19 protein-coding genes are annotated in these 19,710 nt (G+C 40.1%); 6 read left to right on the top strand and 13 right to left on the bottom strand.

Features of this window, described 5'->3' with window-relative positions:
* Positions 1–341 precede the first annotated feature (341 nt).
* From NST12_RS04335 to hemE, 9 genes are all read right to left on the bottom strand, one after another.
* On the bottom strand, positions 342–1,007 hold the full coding sequence (locus NST12_RS04335; RefSeq protein ID WP_048622844.1) for an enoyl-CoA hydratase-related protein: 666 nt from the start codon (positions 1,005–1,007) through the stop codon (positions 342–344).
* Positions 1,008–1,583: 576 nt separating this feature from the next.
* Positions 1,584–2,498, bottom strand: a complete 915-nt coding sequence (locus NST12_RS04330) for an NAD(P)/FAD-dependent oxidoreductase (protein WP_048622842.1) — start codon at positions 2,496–2,498, stop codon at positions 1,584–1,586.
* A 413-nt stretch (positions 2,499–2,911) separates the two neighbouring features.
* Complete coding sequence (locus NST12_RS04325; RefSeq protein WP_048624390.1) at positions 2,912–3,649, bottom strand: MBL fold metallo-hydrolase; 738 nt, start codon at positions 3,647–3,649, stop codon at positions 2,912–2,914.
* 52 nt (positions 3,650–3,701) lie between these two features.
* The gene (locus tag NST12_RS04320) at positions 3,702–3,842 is read right to left on the bottom strand and encodes a hypothetical protein (protein WP_169799163.1); all 141 of its coding nucleotides are present in this window, start codon (positions 3,840–3,842) and stop codon (positions 3,702–3,704) included.
* Between the two features lie 164 nt (positions 3,843–4,006).
* Positions 4,007–6,388, bottom strand: coding sequence for a YhgE/Pip domain-containing protein (locus NST12_RS04315; protein ID WP_048622841.1), 2,382 nt, complete (start codon positions 6,386–6,388; stop codon positions 4,007–4,009).
* A 66-nt stretch (positions 6,389–6,454) separates the two neighbouring features.
* On the bottom strand, positions 6,455–7,027 hold the full coding sequence (locus NST12_RS04310; protein WP_341100374.1) for a TetR/AcrR family transcriptional regulator: 573 nt from the start codon (positions 7,025–7,027) through the stop codon (positions 6,455–6,457).
* Between the two features lie 168 nt (positions 7,028–7,195).
* Positions 7,196–8,617 (bottom strand): protoporphyrinogen oxidase, encoded by a 1,422-nt coding sequence (hemY, locus tag NST12_RS04305; RefSeq protein ID WP_048622839.1) that lies wholly within the window; start codon positions 8,615–8,617, stop codon positions 7,196–7,198.
* A gap of 23 nt (positions 8,618–8,640) precedes the next feature.
* Positions 8,641–9,573 (bottom strand): ferrochelatase, encoded by a 933-nt coding sequence (hemH, locus tag NST12_RS04300; protein WP_341100371.1) that lies wholly within the window; start codon positions 9,571–9,573, stop codon positions 8,641–8,643.
* 69 nt (positions 9,574–9,642) lie between these two features.
* Positions 9,643–10,680 carry a uroporphyrinogen decarboxylase gene (gene hemE / locus NST12_RS04295; RefSeq protein ID WP_341100368.1) on the bottom strand — a complete coding sequence of 346 codons (1,038 nt, stop codon included), beginning with the start codon at positions 10,678–10,680 and terminating at the stop codon, positions 9,643–9,645.
* 416 nt (positions 10,681–11,096) lie between these two features.
* Between hemE and NST12_RS04290 the strand changes: the two genes are divergently transcribed.
* Both NST12_RS04290 and NST12_RS04285 read left to right on the top strand, forming a co-directional pair.
* On the top strand, positions 11,097–11,615 hold the full coding sequence (locus NST12_RS04290) for an antibiotic biosynthesis monooxygenase family protein (protein ID WP_341100365.1): 519 nt from the start codon (positions 11,097–11,099) through the stop codon (positions 11,613–11,615).
* Between the two features lie 255 nt (positions 11,616–11,870).
* Positions 11,871–13,262, top strand: coding sequence for a hypothetical protein (locus NST12_RS04285; protein WP_341100362.1), 1,392 nt, complete (start codon positions 11,871–11,873; stop codon positions 13,260–13,262).
* Between the two features lie 136 nt (positions 13,263–13,398).
* On the opposite strand, the gene NST12_RS04280 is transcribed toward NST12_RS04285, so the two are convergent.
* Entirely contained in the window at positions 13,399–14,619 is a 1,221-nt protein-coding gene (locus tag NST12_RS04280; RefSeq protein WP_053083217.1) for an ABC transporter permease, read from the bottom strand.
* Entirely contained in the window at positions 14,616–15,353 is a 738-nt protein-coding gene (locus NST12_RS04275) for an ABC transporter ATP-binding protein (RefSeq protein WP_048624388.1), read from the bottom strand. Before NST12_RS04275 ends, NST12_RS04280 begins: the two co-directional genes overlap by 4 nt.
* A gap of 1,122 nt (positions 15,354–16,475) precedes the next feature.
* Here NST12_RS04275 and NST12_RS04270 point away from each other — a divergent pair.
* Both NST12_RS04270 and NST12_RS04265 read left to right on the top strand, forming a co-directional pair.
* Complete coding sequence (locus tag NST12_RS04270) at positions 16,476–16,898, top strand: HIT family protein (RefSeq protein ID WP_003353755.1); 423 nt, start codon at positions 16,476–16,478, stop codon at positions 16,896–16,898.
* Positions 16,899–17,014: 116 nt separating this feature from the next.
* Positions 17,015–17,533, top strand: a complete 519-nt coding sequence (locus tag NST12_RS04265; protein WP_048622834.1) for a tryptophan transporter — start codon at positions 17,015–17,017, stop codon at positions 17,531–17,533.
* Between the two features lie 170 nt (positions 17,534–17,703).
* Here NST12_RS04265 and NST12_RS04260 read toward each other — a convergent pair whose 3' ends face one another.
* Positions 17,704–17,892 carry a hypothetical protein gene (locus NST12_RS04260; protein ID WP_003353757.1) on the bottom strand — a complete coding sequence of 63 codons (189 nt, stop codon included), beginning with the start codon at positions 17,890–17,892 and terminating at the stop codon, positions 17,704–17,706.
* Between the two features lie 194 nt (positions 17,893–18,086).
* Here NST12_RS04260 and NST12_RS04255 point away from each other — a divergent pair, with 194 nt between their 5' ends.
* Positions 18,087–18,443, top strand: a complete 357-nt coding sequence (locus tag NST12_RS04255; protein ID WP_048622833.1) for a YtxH domain-containing protein — start codon at positions 18,087–18,089, stop codon at positions 18,441–18,443.
* A 322-nt stretch (positions 18,444–18,765) separates the two neighbouring features.
* Entirely contained in the window at positions 18,766–19,341 is a 576-nt protein-coding gene (locus NST12_RS04250; protein WP_082142248.1) for an HTH-type transcriptional regulator Hpr, read from the top strand.
* Here the strand turns inward: NST12_RS04250 and NST12_RS04245 are convergent.
* A complete protein-coding gene (locus NST12_RS04245) occupies positions 19,338–19,673 on the bottom strand; it encodes a DUF1878 family protein (protein ID WP_003353760.1) in 336 nt (111 codons plus the stop codon). The genes NST12_RS04250 and NST12_RS04245 overlap by 4 nt on opposite strands.
* Positions 19,674–19,710: the final 37 nt, after the last annotated feature.

Below are 19,710 nucleotides of genomic sequence, written 5' to 3'. Positions count from 1 at the left end.
CCTTACTATTATGTGTAGTTTGGATTCATTCAAAATAGAACAAGCAATTTCTTTGCACAACTCTTCCCAAATTTTCGTTGTAAAATAGGACAAAAACATTTTACCGTTCCTCTTAACGGAAAGAAGCATGGCTCTTTCAAGAAAAATCCCCCATGATCTATTCATGGGATAATGGTCAAACAAATAATCACTTTCTTGCCTTTCATAAAACAAAAAGCACATGCCCATTACCGCCCCAAACACTGGATAGGTTCCATGACGGCGCCGTTTCAGACCTATAAGAAAAAGGTAAAACCGCAAGTATGCGATTTTACCAGTTTAATAAAAGAATGGACGATATTTTAAAAAAGATTCGGGTGACCACCGTTTTTCACAGCCGCCTTAATTTTCCGAAGCTCGTCCGCCTTGAAAATGGAAAGTTCTTCTGCGAAGTCCTTCACCCGTTCGAAAAGCTTTTCAGGGGGTGATACCCTTGTCAATAATCCATATGCATAAGCATCATGGGCATTTAAAATTTTAGTTGTTAAAATCAGTTCTAAAGCCTTGCCTTCCCCAATCAGTTTAGGAAGCCTGCGGACAGCTCCTGCATAAGGAATCGTTCCAGGGTTCTTTTGATTAAAGCCAATTTCGGCATGTCTTGAAGCAAAACGGAAATCACATGCGAGAATCAAATCAAAACCTTCATCAAAAGCCGCTCCGTTAATGGCCGCAATAGTTGGCTGAGGAAGTTCCTCCACCTTCAACAGCACTTCTCGGATTTTATTTTGAAATTTTCTTTTCTGTTCATCTGAATAAAGAGCTTCTTCGCCCCAATCGACTCCTGTACAAAAAGCTTGCTCACCTTCTCCTTGTAAAACCACGATGGAAATATCGGTACGCACACGAATTTCATCCAAATATTGCTCCAAATCCTTCAACATCTCTTCATTTAAGGAATTGGATTCTTCAGGACGATTAAAAGTAATGTACGCAATGGAGCCTTCTTGCTCGTATTTAACGAAATCCATCTGATTCGCCTCCAATTCTAGAACATACACAATCTATCTTTCTTTGATTTTTCTTTTTCCAATACCATTTTTATTTTATCGGAAAAAAGGTTCTCATGAAAAGTGTGGACCATTATTTTCTATAGAGCAAGAAAAAACAGAATCCCAGCTGTTATCACCGGCTCTTCCATACAACATATGTACAGCAAAAGTTTTATCATGAACTTTCTTGCCTGCATTCTTGCAAAAAAGCCTCAAACAGAAAAAAGCAAAGTAAAAGCCTTTTTTCCGGTTATTGGAAAGTAGCCGTGCATCTCGATTCAAATAATCAATCCCACGAATAGTCCACAACAAACAGATGCTAAGTTAGAATCGATGAAATAGAACACATTCTTATCCATTATGTTCTTTTTTTGGTAAAAATCAAGATAGAAACGGAGGTCAAACCTCCCTAAATAGTCTCCCAATCGAAAGTCATGATTCGATCCTCGTACTTCTCTGCTGTGCGAACGAATGAATACATCCTCCTGAAGGGAAAAGTTTTTTAAAACCATTACACCGCAATATTTCAAACAAATAATACGAAATCATCTGTATTTAATGCATATTCTCCAGCACATTTGAAATCAAGCTTTTATGAATCCAAATGGCTGCTTGGATCCCGTCTCCCATCGCAATGGCGGTTTGCTCGGAATGAACCGTTACATCGCCTGCCGCCCAAACATATTTGACATTAGTCATTTTTGTGCGCGGATCAGTGAGAATATGCCGATTTTTATGAAGTTGTACCCCTAATTTTTCAGCTAAGGCTGAACGAACTTCATTTCCGCCGAATCCAAGAAAGCACCGTCCCGCCGGAATCCATCCTCCATTCATAAGATGAACACCTTTAAATTGGGAACCATCGGCCAATACCTCTTTTATCGGCACCGGCACATAATGGATATTCTTATGTCTTAGCTTTTCCATCACACGTTGGCTGATGCCTGCCTGTTCATGGTCAACGTAGAAAATATCAGTGGTAAAATAAGTAAGCGCCAACGCTAAGTTGGCTCCAGCATCTCCTGACCCCATCACAATCACTCGCTGCCCTTTTACTTCAAAACCATCGCAGTCCGGGCATATATAAGCGCTGATTCCTAAACAAGGAATGATATTAGGAAACGGAGGAAGACGATCCATGACACCGGTAGCAAAAAGAAGCCTTTTGGCTCGAAAAGACGAACCATCATCACAAAACAACAGAAATTCATCCGACTCAGAACGGGCATCGACTACCCATCCCTTCCGAAATTCGATTCCTAATTTTTCCGCTTGATTTCTTCCAATGGTTCGCAATGTCCGTCCGCTGACACCATCGGGCCAGCCTAAAAGGTTATGAAAGCTGCGGCATAATACGGAGCGGCCTTGATCAGCGTCAATGACCAACACACGATGTTGATAGCGTCCTAGTTGAATGGCCGCCTGCAGACCAGCAATGCCTCCGCCAATAATAATGCAGTCATAAGTCATGGAAAAGCCCTTCCTTCCATTTAAAATGAAATCAGCACCTCTTCATTCTTTATAGTATGAAAAAAACAAATCATCATCCTTGCAAGTTTTTTCCTAAACCATTCATTAGCCGTAAAGCTCAAATTTTCTTTTTCCAGAACTCGAATCATCCGCTCGCCACATCACAGGCGAAAACAAGCGTTAAACATGAAGGAAGAACAACAATTACAAACGCTCAGCAAGAGTTTGAAACTTTGCCATCACGACTATCACAAAATTCAAATTCCGCACGGTTTTAAAACTGATCAGAAAAACTTTTTTATCAATATACTCCTTCTCATTCTTTCATATGTTTTTCATTCCCTAAAATGATCAAAAATAGATCAAAATCAACGTAAAATTTTCAGAAACAAGACTGGGCGAACTGGATTTTGTCACTTTTTAACCATTATTTGCAAATCTTTTTCTGCCAATATGACCGGTCCATTAAATTCACTTTCAGCCTCTTCTTTTAACTGATGCAAACTGCCGTACTGTGGCAAGTGGGTCAACACTAGTTTTTTCGCCCCCGATTGTGCTGCCAACCTTCCTGCTTCAGTACTTGTCATATGTCCGGCCTGATTTCCGTTCATTCCGCTAAACAAATTACTTTCACATAAAAGCAGGTCGCAATCTTTCGCAAAGTCCACAAATGCTTCTTGATAAGCGGAATCAGCCGTATAAACCAATGTGCCTTCATCTGATGCTATTTTCATCGCATAACAAGGAACAGGGTGACGTGTTTTTAAAAAACTTACGGAAAAAGGGCCGATGGAAAGTTCACTGTTTTCGTCAATCACCGAACCTTTTGTGATGTCTTTATACGTTAATGATCGATAGTCTTTACTTTCATGATGGCCATAGATAGGAAGCGTCTTGATTTCTTTATTGAAGTATTTCCTAATAAGTAAAGCATGCTGCAGTACACCGATATCCGCTACATGGTCAGCATGATAATGGGAAATCAGCACGGCATCCAAATTTTCTGGCTCTATATGGTTTTGTAAAAAAGATAGGACGCTGCTTCCGCAATCGATTAAAAGATTGAATCCGCTTTGCTGCAATAAATAACCTGAACTCGCTTCATTCGCTTTTGGATATCCGCCCCACGGGCCGATGATCGTCAATTTCATGTTTTCAATCACCTCTTCCATTAGTAAAACTTCTGTCAGCGTGATCCCCGCATTAATCAAATGGACATTTAGGGAGAGTTTGCTGCACTTTGACCTCTTCCTGTCCTTTATGATCTGCGTAAAAGGCATACTGCTTATATTGCTCTGATAGCTGCAGTGCTTTCACTCGATAAAAAGTAAAAAAATTCAACACTTCAATAGTCCTTTCACTATACTAAAAACAAAACATGTCCTTCCACTCTATTGTAAACTAATTTTGATTCTTCCTCAGAAAAATCCATAAAAATTCTGAATCTTTATCGCGTTAAAAAAGGCTGTCGGCATGCCGACAGCCCAAGGAATGAACACACTCAATCATTATGCTTCTTCCGCTGCTTGCAAATGATCAGCATATTGGCGCTTAAACACGATCATCATAAAGAGAAGTGTAATGGCCATGAATAACGCCATAAATAACAAGAGAATAACATGATTGTGCCACATATAAGCAAAATCTCCGCTTGAAATGACCGCCTTGAATGCATTGACGCTATAGGTCATCGGCAAAAAGGCGTGAACCATTTGAAACCATTTTGGAACTAATTCCAACGGGAAAGTACCGGCACTTGTCGTTAATTGGCCGACTAAGATTAAAACAGCAACAAAACGGCCAGGGTTATCACCAATCGTTACTAACATTTGAACGATCGCTATAAAGACTAAGCTGGTTAAAATCGTAGTGGCAATAAACAACGGTACGCTTTGAACTTTCAACTTTAAGCCAAGAAGCAGTATGGCCGCGGTAATCAGCGCCTGCAATACTCCGATAAGCCCCATCATGGCAAATTTGCTAAAAAACCAGGATACACCATTTTTAGGTTTGCCAAGAGGTGTTCGAACAGGATAGACAATGGTCATCATTAATGCTCCGACATAAAGTCCGAGTGAGATAAAATACGGAGCCAAACCAGTGCCGTAAGTAGGTACTTTATTAATCGGTTTTTCTTTGACGTTTACAGGTTCTGCCATCATATCGGATTGGTTTTTTCCCGCTTTCATAGAATTGGCTTGTTTGGAAGCGTCGTTTAACTTATCGTGCATTTCTTTTGTACCATTTTCTAATTGACCGGAACCTTTTGCGAGCGCATCGGCCCCTGCTGCCAATTGTTTAGTGCCGTCAGAGATTTTTTGTGAGCCTGATGACAACTGAGAAAGGCCTGTATTTAATTGATGGGCGCCGTTCGTCAGTTTGGCAGAGCCGGCTGCTGACTCGCCCATTTTTTCATTAAAAATCCCCATGTTAGAGATTAGTTGGCTTTCACCTGCTAAAAGCTTTTGACTCCCCGCATTTAATTCGTTGGAACCATTCGCCAGCTGATGAATGCCCGATTGAAGGCTTTCTTGGCCGGCAGTGATTTGTTTTAACCCACCATTCAGTTTCTGAATATTGGGAGCAAGTTGGCTGTTGATGGCGCTGTTAAGAGATTGAGCACCAGTCGCCAATTCCTTGCTTCCAGATTTTAATTGGCTGAAACCGCTGGCTACTTGCTGCTGGATCATCTGCTTTTGCTGATTGACCGATTGCGTTGGATCCGGAAGCTGTTGTTGAAATTGTTGAATAATAGAATTGACTTGATCAGCCGGTAAACCTTGCGCCAAGAGAGTCTGCTTTAACTGACCGATCATTTGCTGCGTTGCCTGCTCTTGTTTTTGAGCAGAATCATCCAAAGCGCTGTTTAGTTGGCTCACTAATTGTTGCTGGAAGCTGTCTACACCCGAATTTAACTGCTCAGCTCCAGCAGCCAAATCCTTAACGCTGCTTTGCAGTTTCGGCATTTGACCTGAAAATTGCTCAACACTCGATTGAGCTTGTCTCGTTCCATTTAACAGCTGGCTCATTTTGCCATCAACCGTATTTAAGCCTTGAGACAACTGACCGATTCCTCCGGCTAATTGTTCCGTTCCCTTTTGGACATCTTTAGCGCCCTGGTACAGTTTGTCGTGGCCAAAGGCAAGCTGATTCAATGCGGAAGATAATTGTTCAGCGCCGTTTTCGAGATTTTGCGAGCCTTTATCGGCGGAAAGGATGCCTTTATTAAATTCTAACGACTTTTCTGCCAGTTTCTCCAAATTGCCTTTCATCTGCTTTGCTCCGCCCGCAAGCTGGACAGCGCCTTTATTCAATTTTCCAGCGCCTTTGCTGGCTTCGTCCATCCCTTTTCCAGCCTCGCGAATTTTTCGAAACATCGTATCGGCATAAGTTTTTGTCACATTTTTTTGAATCGATGCGCGTATTTCTTTCATGGCTGTTCTTCCCATTTGCGCCGATAAAAAGTTATAACCTTCATTCGGAACATATTTCAAACTCATTTTTTGGGGATGATCTTCTAACAGAGTCGTAGCATCTTTTGAAAAATCTTTCGGAATCTCCACCAATAAATAATATTTTTGATGTTTTAAATCTCTATAAGCCCTTTCCCGGTTATTGTCAAAATGAAAATCAAAATCATCGTTCTTTTTTAATTTTTTTACTACTTCGTCGCCTAATTGCAGCTTTTCTCCGGAAAAATCGGCGCCTTTATCGCGATTTACTACGACGACGGGAAGTCGTTCCAAATGTCCATAGGGGTCCCAAAACGCCCATAAATAAATTCCTGCATAAAGGATCGGGATAAATAAAATGGCAAAAATCGGGATCAACAAATTTTTTCGATCTCGGAAAATCTCTTTTAACTCAGCCACAATCAATAAACGGTTCACGACAATCCCCCTTCCCAATTTTTCATTTTTCATTTCATCATCATCGAGAAAAAGAGAAAGATTTTCCTATTTGGACAGTCCTTGAAAAAAATACAAGTCAAACAATCGAGCGATTTCATCTTTTTCAAGGGGGTCATGATCCCTCTCCCAATCAAAAATAAGCGAAATATACGTTTTTAGAATGACAAAAGCTGTCACTTCAGGATTGCAATTCTTAATTTCTCCGTGTTTTATTCCCATTTCGATTTTATCTCGGATGTAATCTAAAATGGAACGTTCGATTTTATCCATCACCTCTAAAACGACCGGTGTCCCCCTTTCTCTCGCCTCTTGAAAGAGCTTGATGGTGAGTTGATGTTTTCTCCGAAAATCGAGCACCTGATACAAAGCACGATGAACTTTTTCAACGAATGAATCTTCTTCATCAAATGATTGTTCTGCCGCTTCTTTCATTTCTGCAATTAATGAAGAAACAATTTCGTGAAATAAGTCTTCTTTATTTTTAAAAAAATTATAAATAGTCCCTTTTCCAACATTCGCAAGCTTTGCTACTTGATCCATCGTAGTGGCCTTGTATCCAAATAATGAAAACGACTTGGCCGCCGCATCCAGAATCTGCTTTTTTCGATCGACAGACACTTTATCACCTCGTAAAATGACCAAAATAATAATTTAGTCATTTAGTTTTAACGAAAAATACTATATCACACTTGATCATTCTTTGCAATGATATCGATACGTCAAAATACTGCTTTTTTCCAAATTTTTTCATCAAGAAGACAAAAAAATAGACCGCCAATCAGCGGCCTATTTCCCATTCATCCCTAAAAAAGCCAATACTTTTTCCACAGCTTCTTCGCCTTGGTCGATGCAATCCGGAACACCGAGTCCCTCATACGAGCTTCCTGCCAAAAAAAGACCCGGCAATTCCTTTTGCGTACTTTGCTTAATCTTTTCCATCCGTTCTATATGTCCTACCGCATATTGCGGCATGGCGTTTTTCCAACGGGTGACAATCGTGAAATCCGGTTTCATGGAAATATTCATCGTCTTATTTAAATCTTCCAATACAATTTTTTCAAGTTCCGAATCTGATAAGTCCACTACCGTTTCGTCACCGGCACGCCCTACATAGCAGCGCAGCAATACTTTTCCCTTTGGAGTCGTGTGAGGCCATTTTTTATGAGTCCACGTACAGGCCGTAATAGTGAAATCGCTGTTTCTCGATACCACAAATCCTGTTCCGTCTATGTCTTGTTCAATCGCTTCCGAGGGGAAAGCCATCGCGATGGTTGCGACCGAAGTGGATTTCATATCTTTCAATGGAGAATAGAAATCGTATTGTGGAAGCATATCCGGAACAACTCCATGAGGTGTGGCAAGAACTACGCTATCTGTGCGAAGTGCTTCACCGTTATGCAAAAGCAAACGATATTGGTCTTCCTCTTTTTCAATTTTCACCACACGTGTTCCTTTTAACACTGAACTTTTTATCAACTGACTTTCTACAGCTTCCACTAACGTTTCCAATCCGTGACGGAAAGTGAGAAATCCGCCTTTTTTTTGCCCGCCCGCTGGCTTTTGGGAGGAGTTTGGCGTCGTTTTTTTCATTCCTAAGATTAAACTGCGATATTTTTGTTCTATTGTGTAAAATTGTGGAAAAGTAGCCATTAAACTCATTTGGTCGATATCCCCTGCATAAATTCCGGATAAAAGGGGTTCAACCAAATTTTCCACCACTTCATCCCCGAATCTCCTTCTAAGAAATGGTCCCAAAGCTTGATCTTTTTGCGGTTTGGAACGAGGCAAAAGAAAATCGAAAGCGGCTCTTAGTTTGCCGGTAAAAGAGAATAATCCGGTTACAACAAAAGGGAATATTTGTGTTGGAATTCCCATAACAGAACCGCCGGGAATGGGATAAAGCCTTTCATTTACTAGCACATAAGATTGACCGGTCGCATTGCTGACCAATTGATCCGCAATCCCCACATTTTCTGCCAGTCTAGTTGCACTTTTTTTTCGAGCCAGATAAGAATCAGGCCCTCTTTCAATTACAAATCCATCTTTGCGGATCGTTTGGATTTTTCCTCCGAGTCTAGGGGAGGATTCAATTAATGTGACTTCCAATGGAAGTTTTTTTTCTTGAGCCGCTTTTTGCAAATAATAAGCGGCTGTTAATCCGGTAATTCCTCCGCCTATGACCGCCACTTTTTTTGATTCACTCACCATACATCGCCTTCTTCTAAAACTTCTTATTTATTTATGTGTTTTAAAACAACCGTTGCTAAAGCATCAATAAATTCCGGCTTTGCATTAGGCATTTCCGGCCGATAATAGGAAGCACCAATCTCTTGTGTGACTACTTTACATTCATAATCGTTGTCATATAATACTTCCAAATGATCGGCAACAAATCCGACTGGCACATAGACATACGCTTTATATCCTTTTTTCTGATGCAAATCTCTTGTCAAATCTTGGACATCCGGTCCAAGCCATGGTTCAGGGGTATTTCCGGCACTTTGCCATCCGATGGCATAATCTTTGACCCCCACCTTATCAGCGATCAATTGAGCTGTTTCTTTCAGTTGTTCTGGATAAGGATCGTTAAATTGCAATATTTTTTCTGGAAGACTATGAGCAGAAAAAATCAGGACAGAAGATTTGCGCTCCTCATCCGGCATTTGTTCGTAAACTTTTTTGATTTGATTCACCCAGTAATCGATGAATTTCGGCTCACGATACCAACTTTCAATCGGGCTGATCCTTGGTCCGCCAAGCTTTTCTGCCTCCGATTTTGCCCTTTCATTATACGATTTCACGCTGAAAGAAGAGAAATGCGGAGCAAGTACAATCGAAACGGCTTCTTCTATACCGTCTTCATGCATTTGCTTTACGGCATCTTCAATAAATGGTTCGATATGTTTCAACCCAATATATAATCGAAATTCCACTTGATCTTGAAGTTCATTTAATCGAGCCGTTAGTTTTTCAGCTTGTTCATTCGTAATTTTTGCAAGCGGGGAAATTCCCCCAATCGCCTTATAACGTCTTCTTAAATCCTCCAGCATATCCTCCGATGGTTTTCTTCCATGTCGAATATGCGTATAATACCGTTCAATATCCTCTTCATTGTTTGGAGTGCCGTATGCCATAACAAGTAATCCTATCTTTTTCCTTTCCATAAGAGCCACCTCAATTAATTATTTTGTCAAAATGAAAGGAAATTTACAAAAAATAAGTTTCTTTTATTTTTAAACTCTTTTTGAACTGTAATCATGAATAAATTCGGTTAGCTTTTTCAAAGTATCCGGCTGAACTTCAGGAAAAACTCCATGACCAAGATTGAAAATGAATCCCGGTGTTTCCAAACCTTGATCTAAAATCCGTTTCACTTTTTCTTCTATCACTTTCCAAGGAGCAAGCAGCACTGCCGGGTCTAAATTGCCTTGAAGCGATTTTGTCACTCCCAATTCTCTTGCTTTGCGAATCTCCATTCTCCAATCAAGACCAATGACGTCTAAAGGAAGGTCGTTCCATTCTTTTACTAAATGAGTTGCACCAACTCCGAACATGATAAGCGGAACATGCTCATTTTTTAGTTCACTAAAAATTTTTTGCATAGCTGGCTTCACGTATACACGGTAATCTTCTTCATTTACAGCTCCTACCCAAGAATCAAAGATTTGAACGGCGCTTACTCCCGCATTGATCTGCGCCCGAACATAAGCGATAGTCATATCGGCCAGCTTGTCCATCAAAGCGTGCCAAGCGACAGGTTCCGCATACATAAACGCTTTAGTTTTGTTGTAATGTTTGGATGGACCTCCTTCAATCATATAACTGGCCAACGTAAAAGGTGCACCGGCGAATCCGATCAATGGAACCGTCAGCTGCTCTTTCGTTAAAATTCGAATGGTTTCCAGTACATATGGCACATCCTGTTCCGGATGGATTTGGCCAAGTTTTTCCACATCCGTAAGAGAACGAATCGGATTGTCAATAACCGGACCTACTCCCGATCGAATGTCTACTTTCACTCCAATCGCCGGCAGAGGCGACATAATATCTTTATAAAGGATGGCTGCATCCACATTGTATTGTTCAACAGGCAATCTTGTCACATAGGCGCATAATTCCGGTTGATGTGTAATTTCAAACAATGAATATTTTTCTTTTAACGCCCGATACTCAGGCTGCGAACGGCCTGCTTGCCTCATATACCAAACCGGCACATAGTCTGTCGGCTCTCCTTTAGCAGCCTTGATTAAAGTATCATTTACCATTCTCATGTATTTATCTTCCACCTTTCATATGAGTAAAGTCGTATTCAAAATGAAAAAAGCTATGAATGATTTTCAAGAGAAATCACATTTTTACACTTAAATAAATATAGGTCGTTGCAACCGGCGATCCTTCATTCTCACGATCTATTACATGCTTTACACTATAGTGCTTTTTGAGTAAATTGTATAGGCAAGCGAGTGAAATGTCATAAAACCGCCGATTTTGTTTATAATGTTTCATTGAACTCACAGTATGGAAATTTTAAACTAAATATTGGAAAGTTCATAAAAGCAGATAGCCCTTTTATTCTGATATATGGGCAAAATGCCAATGAGAACGATGGACTAAAGGCGGATTCCATGTCCTTTCCAATTGCGCAGTTCACAAAAGTCCTTTTCAAAAAAGAAAATGGGGTGAAAAGATGAATATTTACATGACCACCGGGACGTTCGATTATTTACAAACGATTCTCCAAAAATATGAACACGAAACGATGATCCTTATGGAAAACGAAGAAAGCGCTTTACTCCTTCACGAAACCGAGAAAAAATCCGTATTCCAATCCCCCAGATCGTATGAAGTGATTGATTCATCTGGCCTTTTAGACAAAAAAAGCGGCTTTTTTGTCATGAACCATATTCCCGTTACGGATGAAGGCCGCCCTGTTTTTGAATACCGATTCAAAAACAGAGCGGGCAATCTTGAAAAAATGCCGGGCTATAAAGCCTTTAGACTCCTTCGCCCTTTGAAATCAGATACATATATTGTATTGACTTGCTGGAAAGACGAACAGTCTTTTCAAAACTGGAAAAAATCCCAAGCGTTCGAAAAAGCCCACTCTAAACAAGAAACTGAAAAAGGAACGAAGAGTAAAATCACCATTTTACCTCGTCCTTCTTACGTCAAAACCTATTTAATACCGAAAGAAGAACAATCGTAATCCACGTCGTGATGGTCGCTACAACTAAACTTTTTACTGCAGTCTTAGATCAAGCTCCAATGTGATTATTTAAACTACGCTGTCGGACTGCTAAAATTTCACATTTCCAAGGAAATAACGTCTTTCTTTTTTCTTTCAATCATTTCTTCATTCGACGCTCCTTTCATTCACAACTTCTAAGGATGATTCATACTTTGAAACAAAATAGTGTGATAAACGCCTAGCGAAGTCTGTGAATAAAGGAGTAGATACAACATGCCAATCGACTTAACGTTGATTCATTGGGTGTACGTTCTTTTTATCGCACTCGTGATCCTTTTCATGATTCTCCGCAAAGATACGACGATCTTATGTATTATCGGCATCTTTTTCATCGCTTTTACAGCTACCGGATCAGTCACCGCGTCGATCATCAGTATATTTACCAGTTTCGTATACGCAATCTCGGAGCTGTTGCCGACCATTCTCATCATTTCCATGATTGTCGCCATGAGCAACAGCTTAATGAAAACTGGAATCAACGAAGTCATCATTGCTCCATTTACAAAATTCATCCGTTCTCCTGACACAGGATTCTGGATCATCGGATTACTAATGTTGTTAATTTCCTGGTTTTTTTGGCCGACACCGGCAGTTGCTTTATTAGGAGCTGTACTTGTTCCGGTTGCGATACGAGCAGGGTTGCCTGCCATCGGCGCGGCAATGGCCATGAATTTATTCGGCCATGGAATCGCCCTTTCCAGCGATTTCGTCATTCAGGCAGCTCCTAAATTAACAGCCGACGCAGCAGGAATTGCCGTCCAAGATGTGATTCATGCCAGCCTCCCTCTCGTAGCCGTTATGGGAATCTCCACCACACTAGTAGCTTTCATTCAGCTAAAAATCGATATGAAAAAAGGAAAGCTTTCGAGCAGCAGCCTCGTTTCCACCAACCGTCAAGAGAATAAAATTGACACCTCCCTTTCCTTCAGAACAAAGCAAATATTTGCGATCCTGATACCACTCTTTTTTGCCATTGATATATTTTTCCTGTTTTTTTATCACTTACAAGGCGGAGACGCAACAGCACTTATCGGGGGAACCGCCATTATTATTCTCTTCCTGATCGCGTTGATCAGCTATAAAGGGAAAGGGTTAGAAAAAACCACCCTTTTTTTAATGGAAGGATTCCAATTTGGTTTTAAAGTATTCTCAACTGTTATTCCCATTGCCGCTTTCTTTTATCTAGGCGATGCCGGTTTTTCGAAAATAATCGGCGACTACCTTCCTCATACATCCAATGGCATTGTCAACGACCTTGGCGCTTCTCTCGCTTCCCTTGTCCCCTTGACGAAAGAAATGGGGGCCGTGACTATGACCGTCATCGGGGCCATTACCGGCCTAGATGGTTCAGGATTCTCCGGCATTTCTCTTGCCGGATCAATCGCTAAAATTTTTTCCCACTCTCTATCAGGCGGAACAGCCGTGTTAACGGCTCTCGGCCAAGTAGCAGCGATTTGGGTTGGAGGAGGCACTTTAATTCCTTGGGCTTTGATTCCTGCTGCGGCCATATGCGATGTCGATCCTTTTGAACTGGCACGAAGAAATTTAATTCCCGTATGCTTCGGCCTCTTGGTGACAACCATTGTCGCAGTATTCCTATTATGATTTTCAGCAGACGGCATACCCTTAAGCTATGACCGCCATCTAAGAAGCAGTACCACGAAAAAACATTGCTGCATCACGAATGAATTCCCTTTTTTCAAGTACTTACGAAGTCTAAACCAGATGCCAGAAAACGGTCTTACAAGTTTTCCATTTTAGCTAGCTTGCGGGGAGTGTATATTTCGGTAAACAAAAAGACGAATAAGACGGCTGCTCCAAGTATGATTCCACTTTCAAACCATGAACGAAAAAACGCCGCCCCCGCGAACAAAAAGGCCTGCAATCCAAGACACTGCCTCAAAAGCAGCATAAAAGCTGTTTTTTTTCTTTCTTTCGAAACAGGATACAACATCATCCAAATTTTTTCATCGTGGTGACGGATCAGCGGAAAAAGCTGGAATCCTGTTAAATAAATAAACAAGAGCGCCATGATGACTTTGAATAGTAATGAATGACTGAAAATGATCAAAAGCAAACCAATGAGCGTCAAGCGGACAAACAATCCAATGTATTCATTTACACGAACAAAAGTACGTGACAACAAATACGTATAAACATGATGGGGGCCATATGGAATCTTTTTAAACAGAAAGTCCAGCCATTTTCTTCTTTTTACGTCTCCTTGCAGATTAGGGACCGTCGTAAACAAGTTGGCAAAGCGATAAAAAGCCATCATTCTTTTTTCTTCTAGTTCCACAAGCATTTCCCATTTTAAAATATGCTGCCTGCTCTTGTTTTGAATAACGCCGGCATAAACGATCAAAAGAAACGCTCCAATGACGAAAAGAAGCCAGTTTGTCCGGTTGAACAGCGGATATAAAAAGACTGCATTGAGAACAAAACGAACGATCAGATCAACAAGACGTATATTTTTTTCTTGAAACTTCTGCACGTTCCAACGGACAAACAAATTCCAAAACTTCAAAATGAATAAGATCACAAGCCACAAAAAGAACGATGCATAGCTTACTCCCTTGACTTTTACATACATGGGCATTAAAGCAGCAAGAAACAAAATCAGCCAATAACTTTGAAAGACAAAACTAGATACAATGGCTTTTTGAAAATAGCCTTTTAATCGTTCCTCCATCGGAAGCAGAAAGACGATATCCGCTCGCATTAAGTACGTGTAAATCGGAGACCACGCCAGAATAGCCCCCAATAACAGCGCCATGATAAACGGGGCTGGAAAATGAGGTTCCAACGTTTTTACCCATTGACTGTAATAGTAGACACCGGCTCCGACCCCAAAAATCAGTACAAATAGCAGATGATCATTGAATATATAGCGCAAATATTTGCGCATCTCGGATAAATAGCCGTTTAATCGCTCTTTCCATAATTGCTGAACAGTTTTCATTTTTCTTCTTCCTTTGTCAGTTGAATATAGAGATCATCGAGAGAAGCTCCCTGCATGCCAAACTGTTCCTGCAAGTCCTGAATGGTTCCTTTTGCGCGGATTTCCCCGTTATGTAATATGATAAACGAATCGCAATACTTTTCGGCTGTTGCTAAAATATGAGTGGACATTAATATGCCCGCCCCTCGTTTCTTCATTTTTTCCATCCACTCCAATAACGATTGAATTCCGAGCGGATCAAGCCCTAAAAACGGTTCGTCAATAATATATAAATGAGGTTCCGTTAAAAAGGCGCTCATAATCATTACTTTCTGTTTCATTCCTTTGGAAAAATGAGCAGGAAACCAATGAAGCTTTTTTTGCATTCGAAATTCCTTTAAAAGCGGATCTATCCTCTCTTTGTATTCTTGTTCTGTTAATCCGTAAGCCATCGCCGTCATTTTCAAATGCTCTTCCAACGTTAATTCTTCATACAACACCGGCATTTCCGGTATATAAGAAAACTGTCTGCGATATTGCTCCGGGCTGTCTTTCAAAGATAGTCCATTGATGATAATCTCTCCTTGCCTCGGTTCCATTAAACCGATAATATGCTTAATAATCGTACTTTTTCCCGCGCCGTTTAAACCAATCAAACCAACGATTTCATTTTTTTCAATAGAAAAAGACACATCTTTTAACACAGGCTTTCTTGTATAACCGCCAGTCAATTGGTCGACTTTCAATAGCGACATTCTTCCACATCCTTTCTGTTTTTGATTGCCCAAAAATTCGTTTGAAAACTCTCCATCCTCCTCCAATAGAAGAAAATTTGTGTTCCATTCATTTCGTTATGGTGACATTCAGATCACTTTAAAGAAGAAGCACTTATTAAACCATTTAACAAAAACATGCGGTATTTTGTTTCTAAGTTCATCTTATTTTAACAAACATTTTCGCAAAAACAGCTATTTTAAGTCTACCCACAACTATTTTAGACTTGATAAATGATTCTTGACAATTTTTCAGACAAAATTTCATCACTTGTATGTATAAAGAAAAAATTTCTGTGCATTCTAATATTCGAAGGGGTCAACCAAATAGTAAAACGGGGTGGTTGTGAAAGACCAGTACCGCATTTTCCTATCTTATGGTCAATTGATTCGCCTTCAATAAAATGAGGTGATTACGGCAGACAGTAAAGTCGCACGATCCACAAACTCCAATGCAAATAAGTATGAAAGACCATAAAGTCTTCATTCACAAATTTGCCAAAAACGGGTTTGTGTTAGATCTAAAAAGTGTCAAAGCAAGAAACATTCCAGCAAGGGGATGATTAGCTTGAACACGAAAAACGACTTTTGCACTGCAGATCAGCAATGACCAATCCCCTTCAAGGGACAGGATGCATAAGCATCCTGTCTTCTTTTATGTCCTCAACATAAAAATCATCCATTTGAACCCTATCAGATCAGAAAATAAAACAGCCATGATCTTACGTTTAAAACATTCCGGTCCGCTCCGCTTTGAGCCATTCTTTTATAGAAAATGCTTTGGAGTTGGCACTAAAAGAAAAGGTTCTTTTAATGATTCAAGATCGTTTTCTAAACTGCGCTGCTTTTTATTGGCGGCAAAATATCCCCTCAGTCCAAAGCTAACCGGAGCATTATTCATGGCTCCCATTTCGAATGCATGGTTCCCTATTTAGATCCCCCCGCTTTTATGATAAAATACATTCAAATCCATACCATTTCATCGAAAAAATCCAAAAATGCCAGTGATTTTTTGACTCGACGTGTGTCCATAAGATTTGATCCATTCTGCAAAGAGCGGCATACATGCCATTTATCATGAAATGAAAGAAAGGATGAGTGAATATGAGCGATTGTATTTTTTGTAAAATTATGAACGGAGAAATCCCGTCAGCAAAAGTGTATGAAGATGAAAATGTATTTGCTTTCTTGGATATCAGCCAAGTAACAAAAGGGCATACACTGGTCATACCAAAAATACATAAAAAGAATCTCTTTGAGCTAACTCCAGAAATTGCTGGATCGCTTTTCCAAGCTGTGCCCAAAATAGCGAATGCTATTCAAGAAGCCTATCAACCGATCGGGCTAAATTTATTAAACAATAATGGAGAAGCGGCCGGACAATCAGTCTTTCATTTCCACATCCATTTGCTTCCTCGTTACGGAAAAGGAGATGGATTCGGGGCTGTATGGAAATCGCATCAAAACGACTATACTTTCGACGAACTTCAAGACATCGCATCGACCATTCATCAGCATATAAAATAACATATGAAACGAGATATCTTATTTGAGAGCAAAGCAAAGAATTTGTGGTAAAATGAATTCGTACCACTAAAAATCGAGTTTTAGTGTAGAGAAGTTTAGCAGAGGAGAGAAGAGAATTGAATACGAAAACACTTGTCAGTTTAGCCATTTTAGTGGGTATGGGAGCAGTTCTTCATGCAATCATCCCTGCTTTTTTCTTAGGCATGAAGCCAGATATGATGCTTACGATGATGTTTCTCGGCATTCTATTATTTTCAAACGCCAAAAATGTTTTGCTGATTGGTTTAGCTACGGGAGTCATTTCCGGATTGACCACGGCATTTCCCGGAGGATTCCTTCCGAATCTAATCGATAAACCGGTTACGGCGTTCATTTTTTACGGATTGCTTGCCCTTACGGCAAAGTACAGCAAAAACACACTCGGAGCAGCCATATTGACGGCTGTCGGCACTATTGTCTCCGGAACAGTCTTTTTGACTTCAGCCTATTTGATTGTCGGTCTGCCCGGACCTTTTACCGCTTTATTCGGAACCGTCGTTCTGCCTGCTATGGCCTTAAATGCCGTTGCCATGTTTATTATTTATCCTATTGCCCAATCGATAATGAAACGCTCAAACGTTGGGCATCAAGCTTAAAAGCATCGATTTAATGAATAATGCCTGGCCACTTCCTAACCTGCCGTCATGCTTCTAAGGCTACGGAGGCGGCCCGGCATTTTTGTGTATTATGGCCGAAAAACCATATTCGATCCAGTCTCCAGCCACCATCGTTTTTCCCTCACTTATCCCCTGTTTACCAATTCTTTTCATGTTACATAAAGGAGAATGATGATCACAAATACGAAAACAGTTCCGGCTCCAAGTGCGCCGACACGTTTTTTCACCATCTTTTTCGGGGGATATATACCCGGCCTGGACAATAATAGAAGCGAGCGACACAGACCAAGAAACAAAAGAAAATCGAGAATAACCGCAAAGAACAAAACCCCTCTCATGTAAATTCCTCCTTCACCAGCCCGCTGACTGATCTTCCGGACATAGAATGTTGATTTTCTTCAAAAGAAGTCTGTATACTCTTCTTAAGGGATTCGAATTTAATGAATATTCTATCCTATTCAACTGCAACTGAAGATATGAAATGAGGGACTTCAATCTCAAAATGCGAAATATCAGCCAGAGGTGAATGATTATGAAACGATCGAATTGGTTGGCGGGCTTTTTAGTCGGAGGGGTTGCAGGCGCCATTACAACGCTCCTTACCACTCCTTCTTCTGGAAAAGACGTCAAAAAAAATATGTTAAAAACAAAGGATTTTATGAAAGAAACAGCGAAGGAAGTCATAAGCAATACCGAACAGGTAAAACAAGCGGTCACTCATTTTATACAAGAAGGAAAAACGGCTTTCCCTCAGATCTCTAAAGAAATAAAAGAAAGCATCGAATTATGGCAAAAAAGCATTCAACCAAATAAAAAGGCAATTGAAGAAGGAATTCACAACGTCCAAATTTCCGTCAAAAACCTGGAGGAGACAACGAAAAAGAATTGATAACACCCAAATCCTCATAGAATCCATTCTCCAAGCGTGAAGTATACAGGGCTTTTTGACTAGCACTTGTCGTCCTTACGGCAGGTGAAGCGTAAGTCCTGCCACATTCGGAATACATCATAAGTTTTTTCAAGAAAACAAGGTATTTTCTTATAACAGCATGCGAAACTTATGAAAGTGGACAATCTTGTTTATTGGATTGTCCACTTTTTTGAAAATTTAGTAAATTTATATCTTTATTAATTTTTATTTTATTGGCATAATATTGTTAGAGAATACTTTCAGAAAAACCTGTTCAATTTTAAAAAGAAGGTGATAGAAAGTGAAAAAACAAGAAGTTTCCATACATGAGGTAATGCTATTTTCCCAAAGAGTAGCACAGTTAAGCAAGGCCCTTTGGAAAGCGGTTGAAAAAGATTGGCAGCAATGGATCAAACCGTATAACCTTAACATTAATGAACACCATATCTTATGGATCGCCTATCATTTAAAAGGAGCCTCTATTTCTGATATCGCTAAGTTTGGCGTCATGCACGTTTCCACAGCCTTTAACTTTTCAAAGAAACTAGAAGAACAAGGCTATTTAAAATTTTCCAAGAAAGAATCGGACAAGCGAAATACGTATGTTGAGTTGACAAATGAAGGGGAAACGATCCTTCATGACCTGATGGAAAAATTTAATCCGGAAGCCAATTCCGTCGTGCAAGCGGCACTACCCCTAAATAAACTGTTTGGTAAATTTCCTGATTTTTTAGAACTCAGTGTGATCATTAAAAATTTGTACGGGGACGATTTCATGGAAATTATCGAAACCTCCCTTCAAAACATAGACGAAAACTTTCAGAAGGAAGATACCTTCATTTCCACGAACGAATCCAGCGAAAAAATAACGAGTTAGTTGGAAAGATTTTTGTACAGCTGAATCATTAATTCTTTATAGAGCCCTTGTTTTATGCATGCTGCGATGACCTCTTTACAATCCAACTTGGAATGAAGCCTTTTTTCAAATTCTTGAAAAAGCGGAACATGAAAAACAAATCCGTCCGCTTTTTGCTCTTGATATTTCTTGTTCAACTCCTCACAAAGTTCGAAAAATTCGGCCGTTTCCTCTTTTGTGAGCCGATTTTTTATAATCAGCCAATCAAATTCATGTCGGTTCTTATCGACCATCTGAATCAACAGTTGTTGATGGTATTCCAACATTTCCAATCGTTTTATAATATCCTCCATGTCATTTCACCATACCACAAATAGACGCTCTATTTCG

Origin of the sequence: Bacillus sp. FSL W8-1127, from assembly GCF_038006725.1 — a bacterium.
Classification (GTDB): Bacteria; Bacillota; Bacilli; order Bacillales; family DSM-4216; genus Bacillus_O; species Bacillus_O smithii.
Note: the sequence above shows the minus strand (reverse complement) of the source record. Positions and strands in the feature narration are given on the sequence as shown.

Excerpts from the sequence above, each read along its gene's own strand:
- hemH (WP_341100371.1), bottom strand. The coding sequence starts at position 9,573 with ATGGAAAGGAAAAAGATAGGATTACTTGTTATGGCATACGGCACTCCA.
- hemY (WP_048622839.1), bottom strand. The coding sequence starts at position 8,617 with ATGGTGAGTGAATCAAAAAAAGTGGCGGTCATAGGCGGAGGAATTACC.
- NST12_RS04275 (WP_048624388.1), bottom strand. The coding sequence starts at position 15,353 with ATGTCGCTATTGAAAGTCGACCAATTGACTGGCGGTTATACAAGAAAG.
- NST12_RS04290 (WP_341100365.1), top strand. The coding sequence starts at position 11,097 with ATGAATATTTACATGACCACCGGGACGTTCGATTATTTACAAACGATT.
- NST12_RS04280 (WP_053083217.1), bottom strand. The coding sequence starts at position 14,619 with ATGAAAACTGTTCAGCAATTATGGAAAGAGCGATTAAACGGCTATTTA.
- NST12_RS04330 (WP_048622842.1), bottom strand. The coding sequence starts at position 2,498 with ATGACTTATGACTGCATTATTATTGGCGGAGGCATTGCTGGTCTGCAG.
- NST12_RS04335 (WP_048622844.1), bottom strand. The coding sequence starts at position 1,007 with ATGGATTTCGTTAAATACGAGCAAGAAGGCTCCATTGCGTACATTACT.
- NST12_RS04285 (WP_341100362.1), top strand. The coding sequence starts at position 11,871 with ATGCCAATCGACTTAACGTTGATTCATTGGGTGTACGTTCTTTTTATC.
- NST12_RS04255 (WP_048622833.1), top strand. The coding sequence starts at position 18,087 with ATGAAACGATCGAATTGGTTGGCGGGCTTTTTAGTCGGAGGGGTTGCA.
- NST12_RS04260 (WP_003353757.1), bottom strand. The coding sequence starts at position 17,892 with ATGAGAGGGGTTTTGTTCTTTGCGGTTATTCTCGATTTTCTTTTGTTT.
- hemE (WP_341100368.1), bottom strand. The coding sequence starts at position 10,680 with ATGAGAATGGTAAATGATACTTTAATCAAGGCTGCTAAAGGAGAGCCG.
- NST12_RS04325 (WP_048624390.1), bottom strand. The coding sequence starts at position 3,649 with ATGAAATTGACGATCATCGGCCCGTGGGGCGGATATCCAAAAGCGAAT.
- NST12_RS04245 (WP_003353760.1), bottom strand. The coding sequence starts at position 19,673 with ATGGAGGATATTATAAAACGATTGGAAATGTTGGAATACCATCAACAA.
- NST12_RS04270 (WP_003353755.1), top strand. The coding sequence starts at position 16,476 with ATGAGCGATTGTATTTTTTGTAAAATTATGAACGGAGAAATCCCGTCA.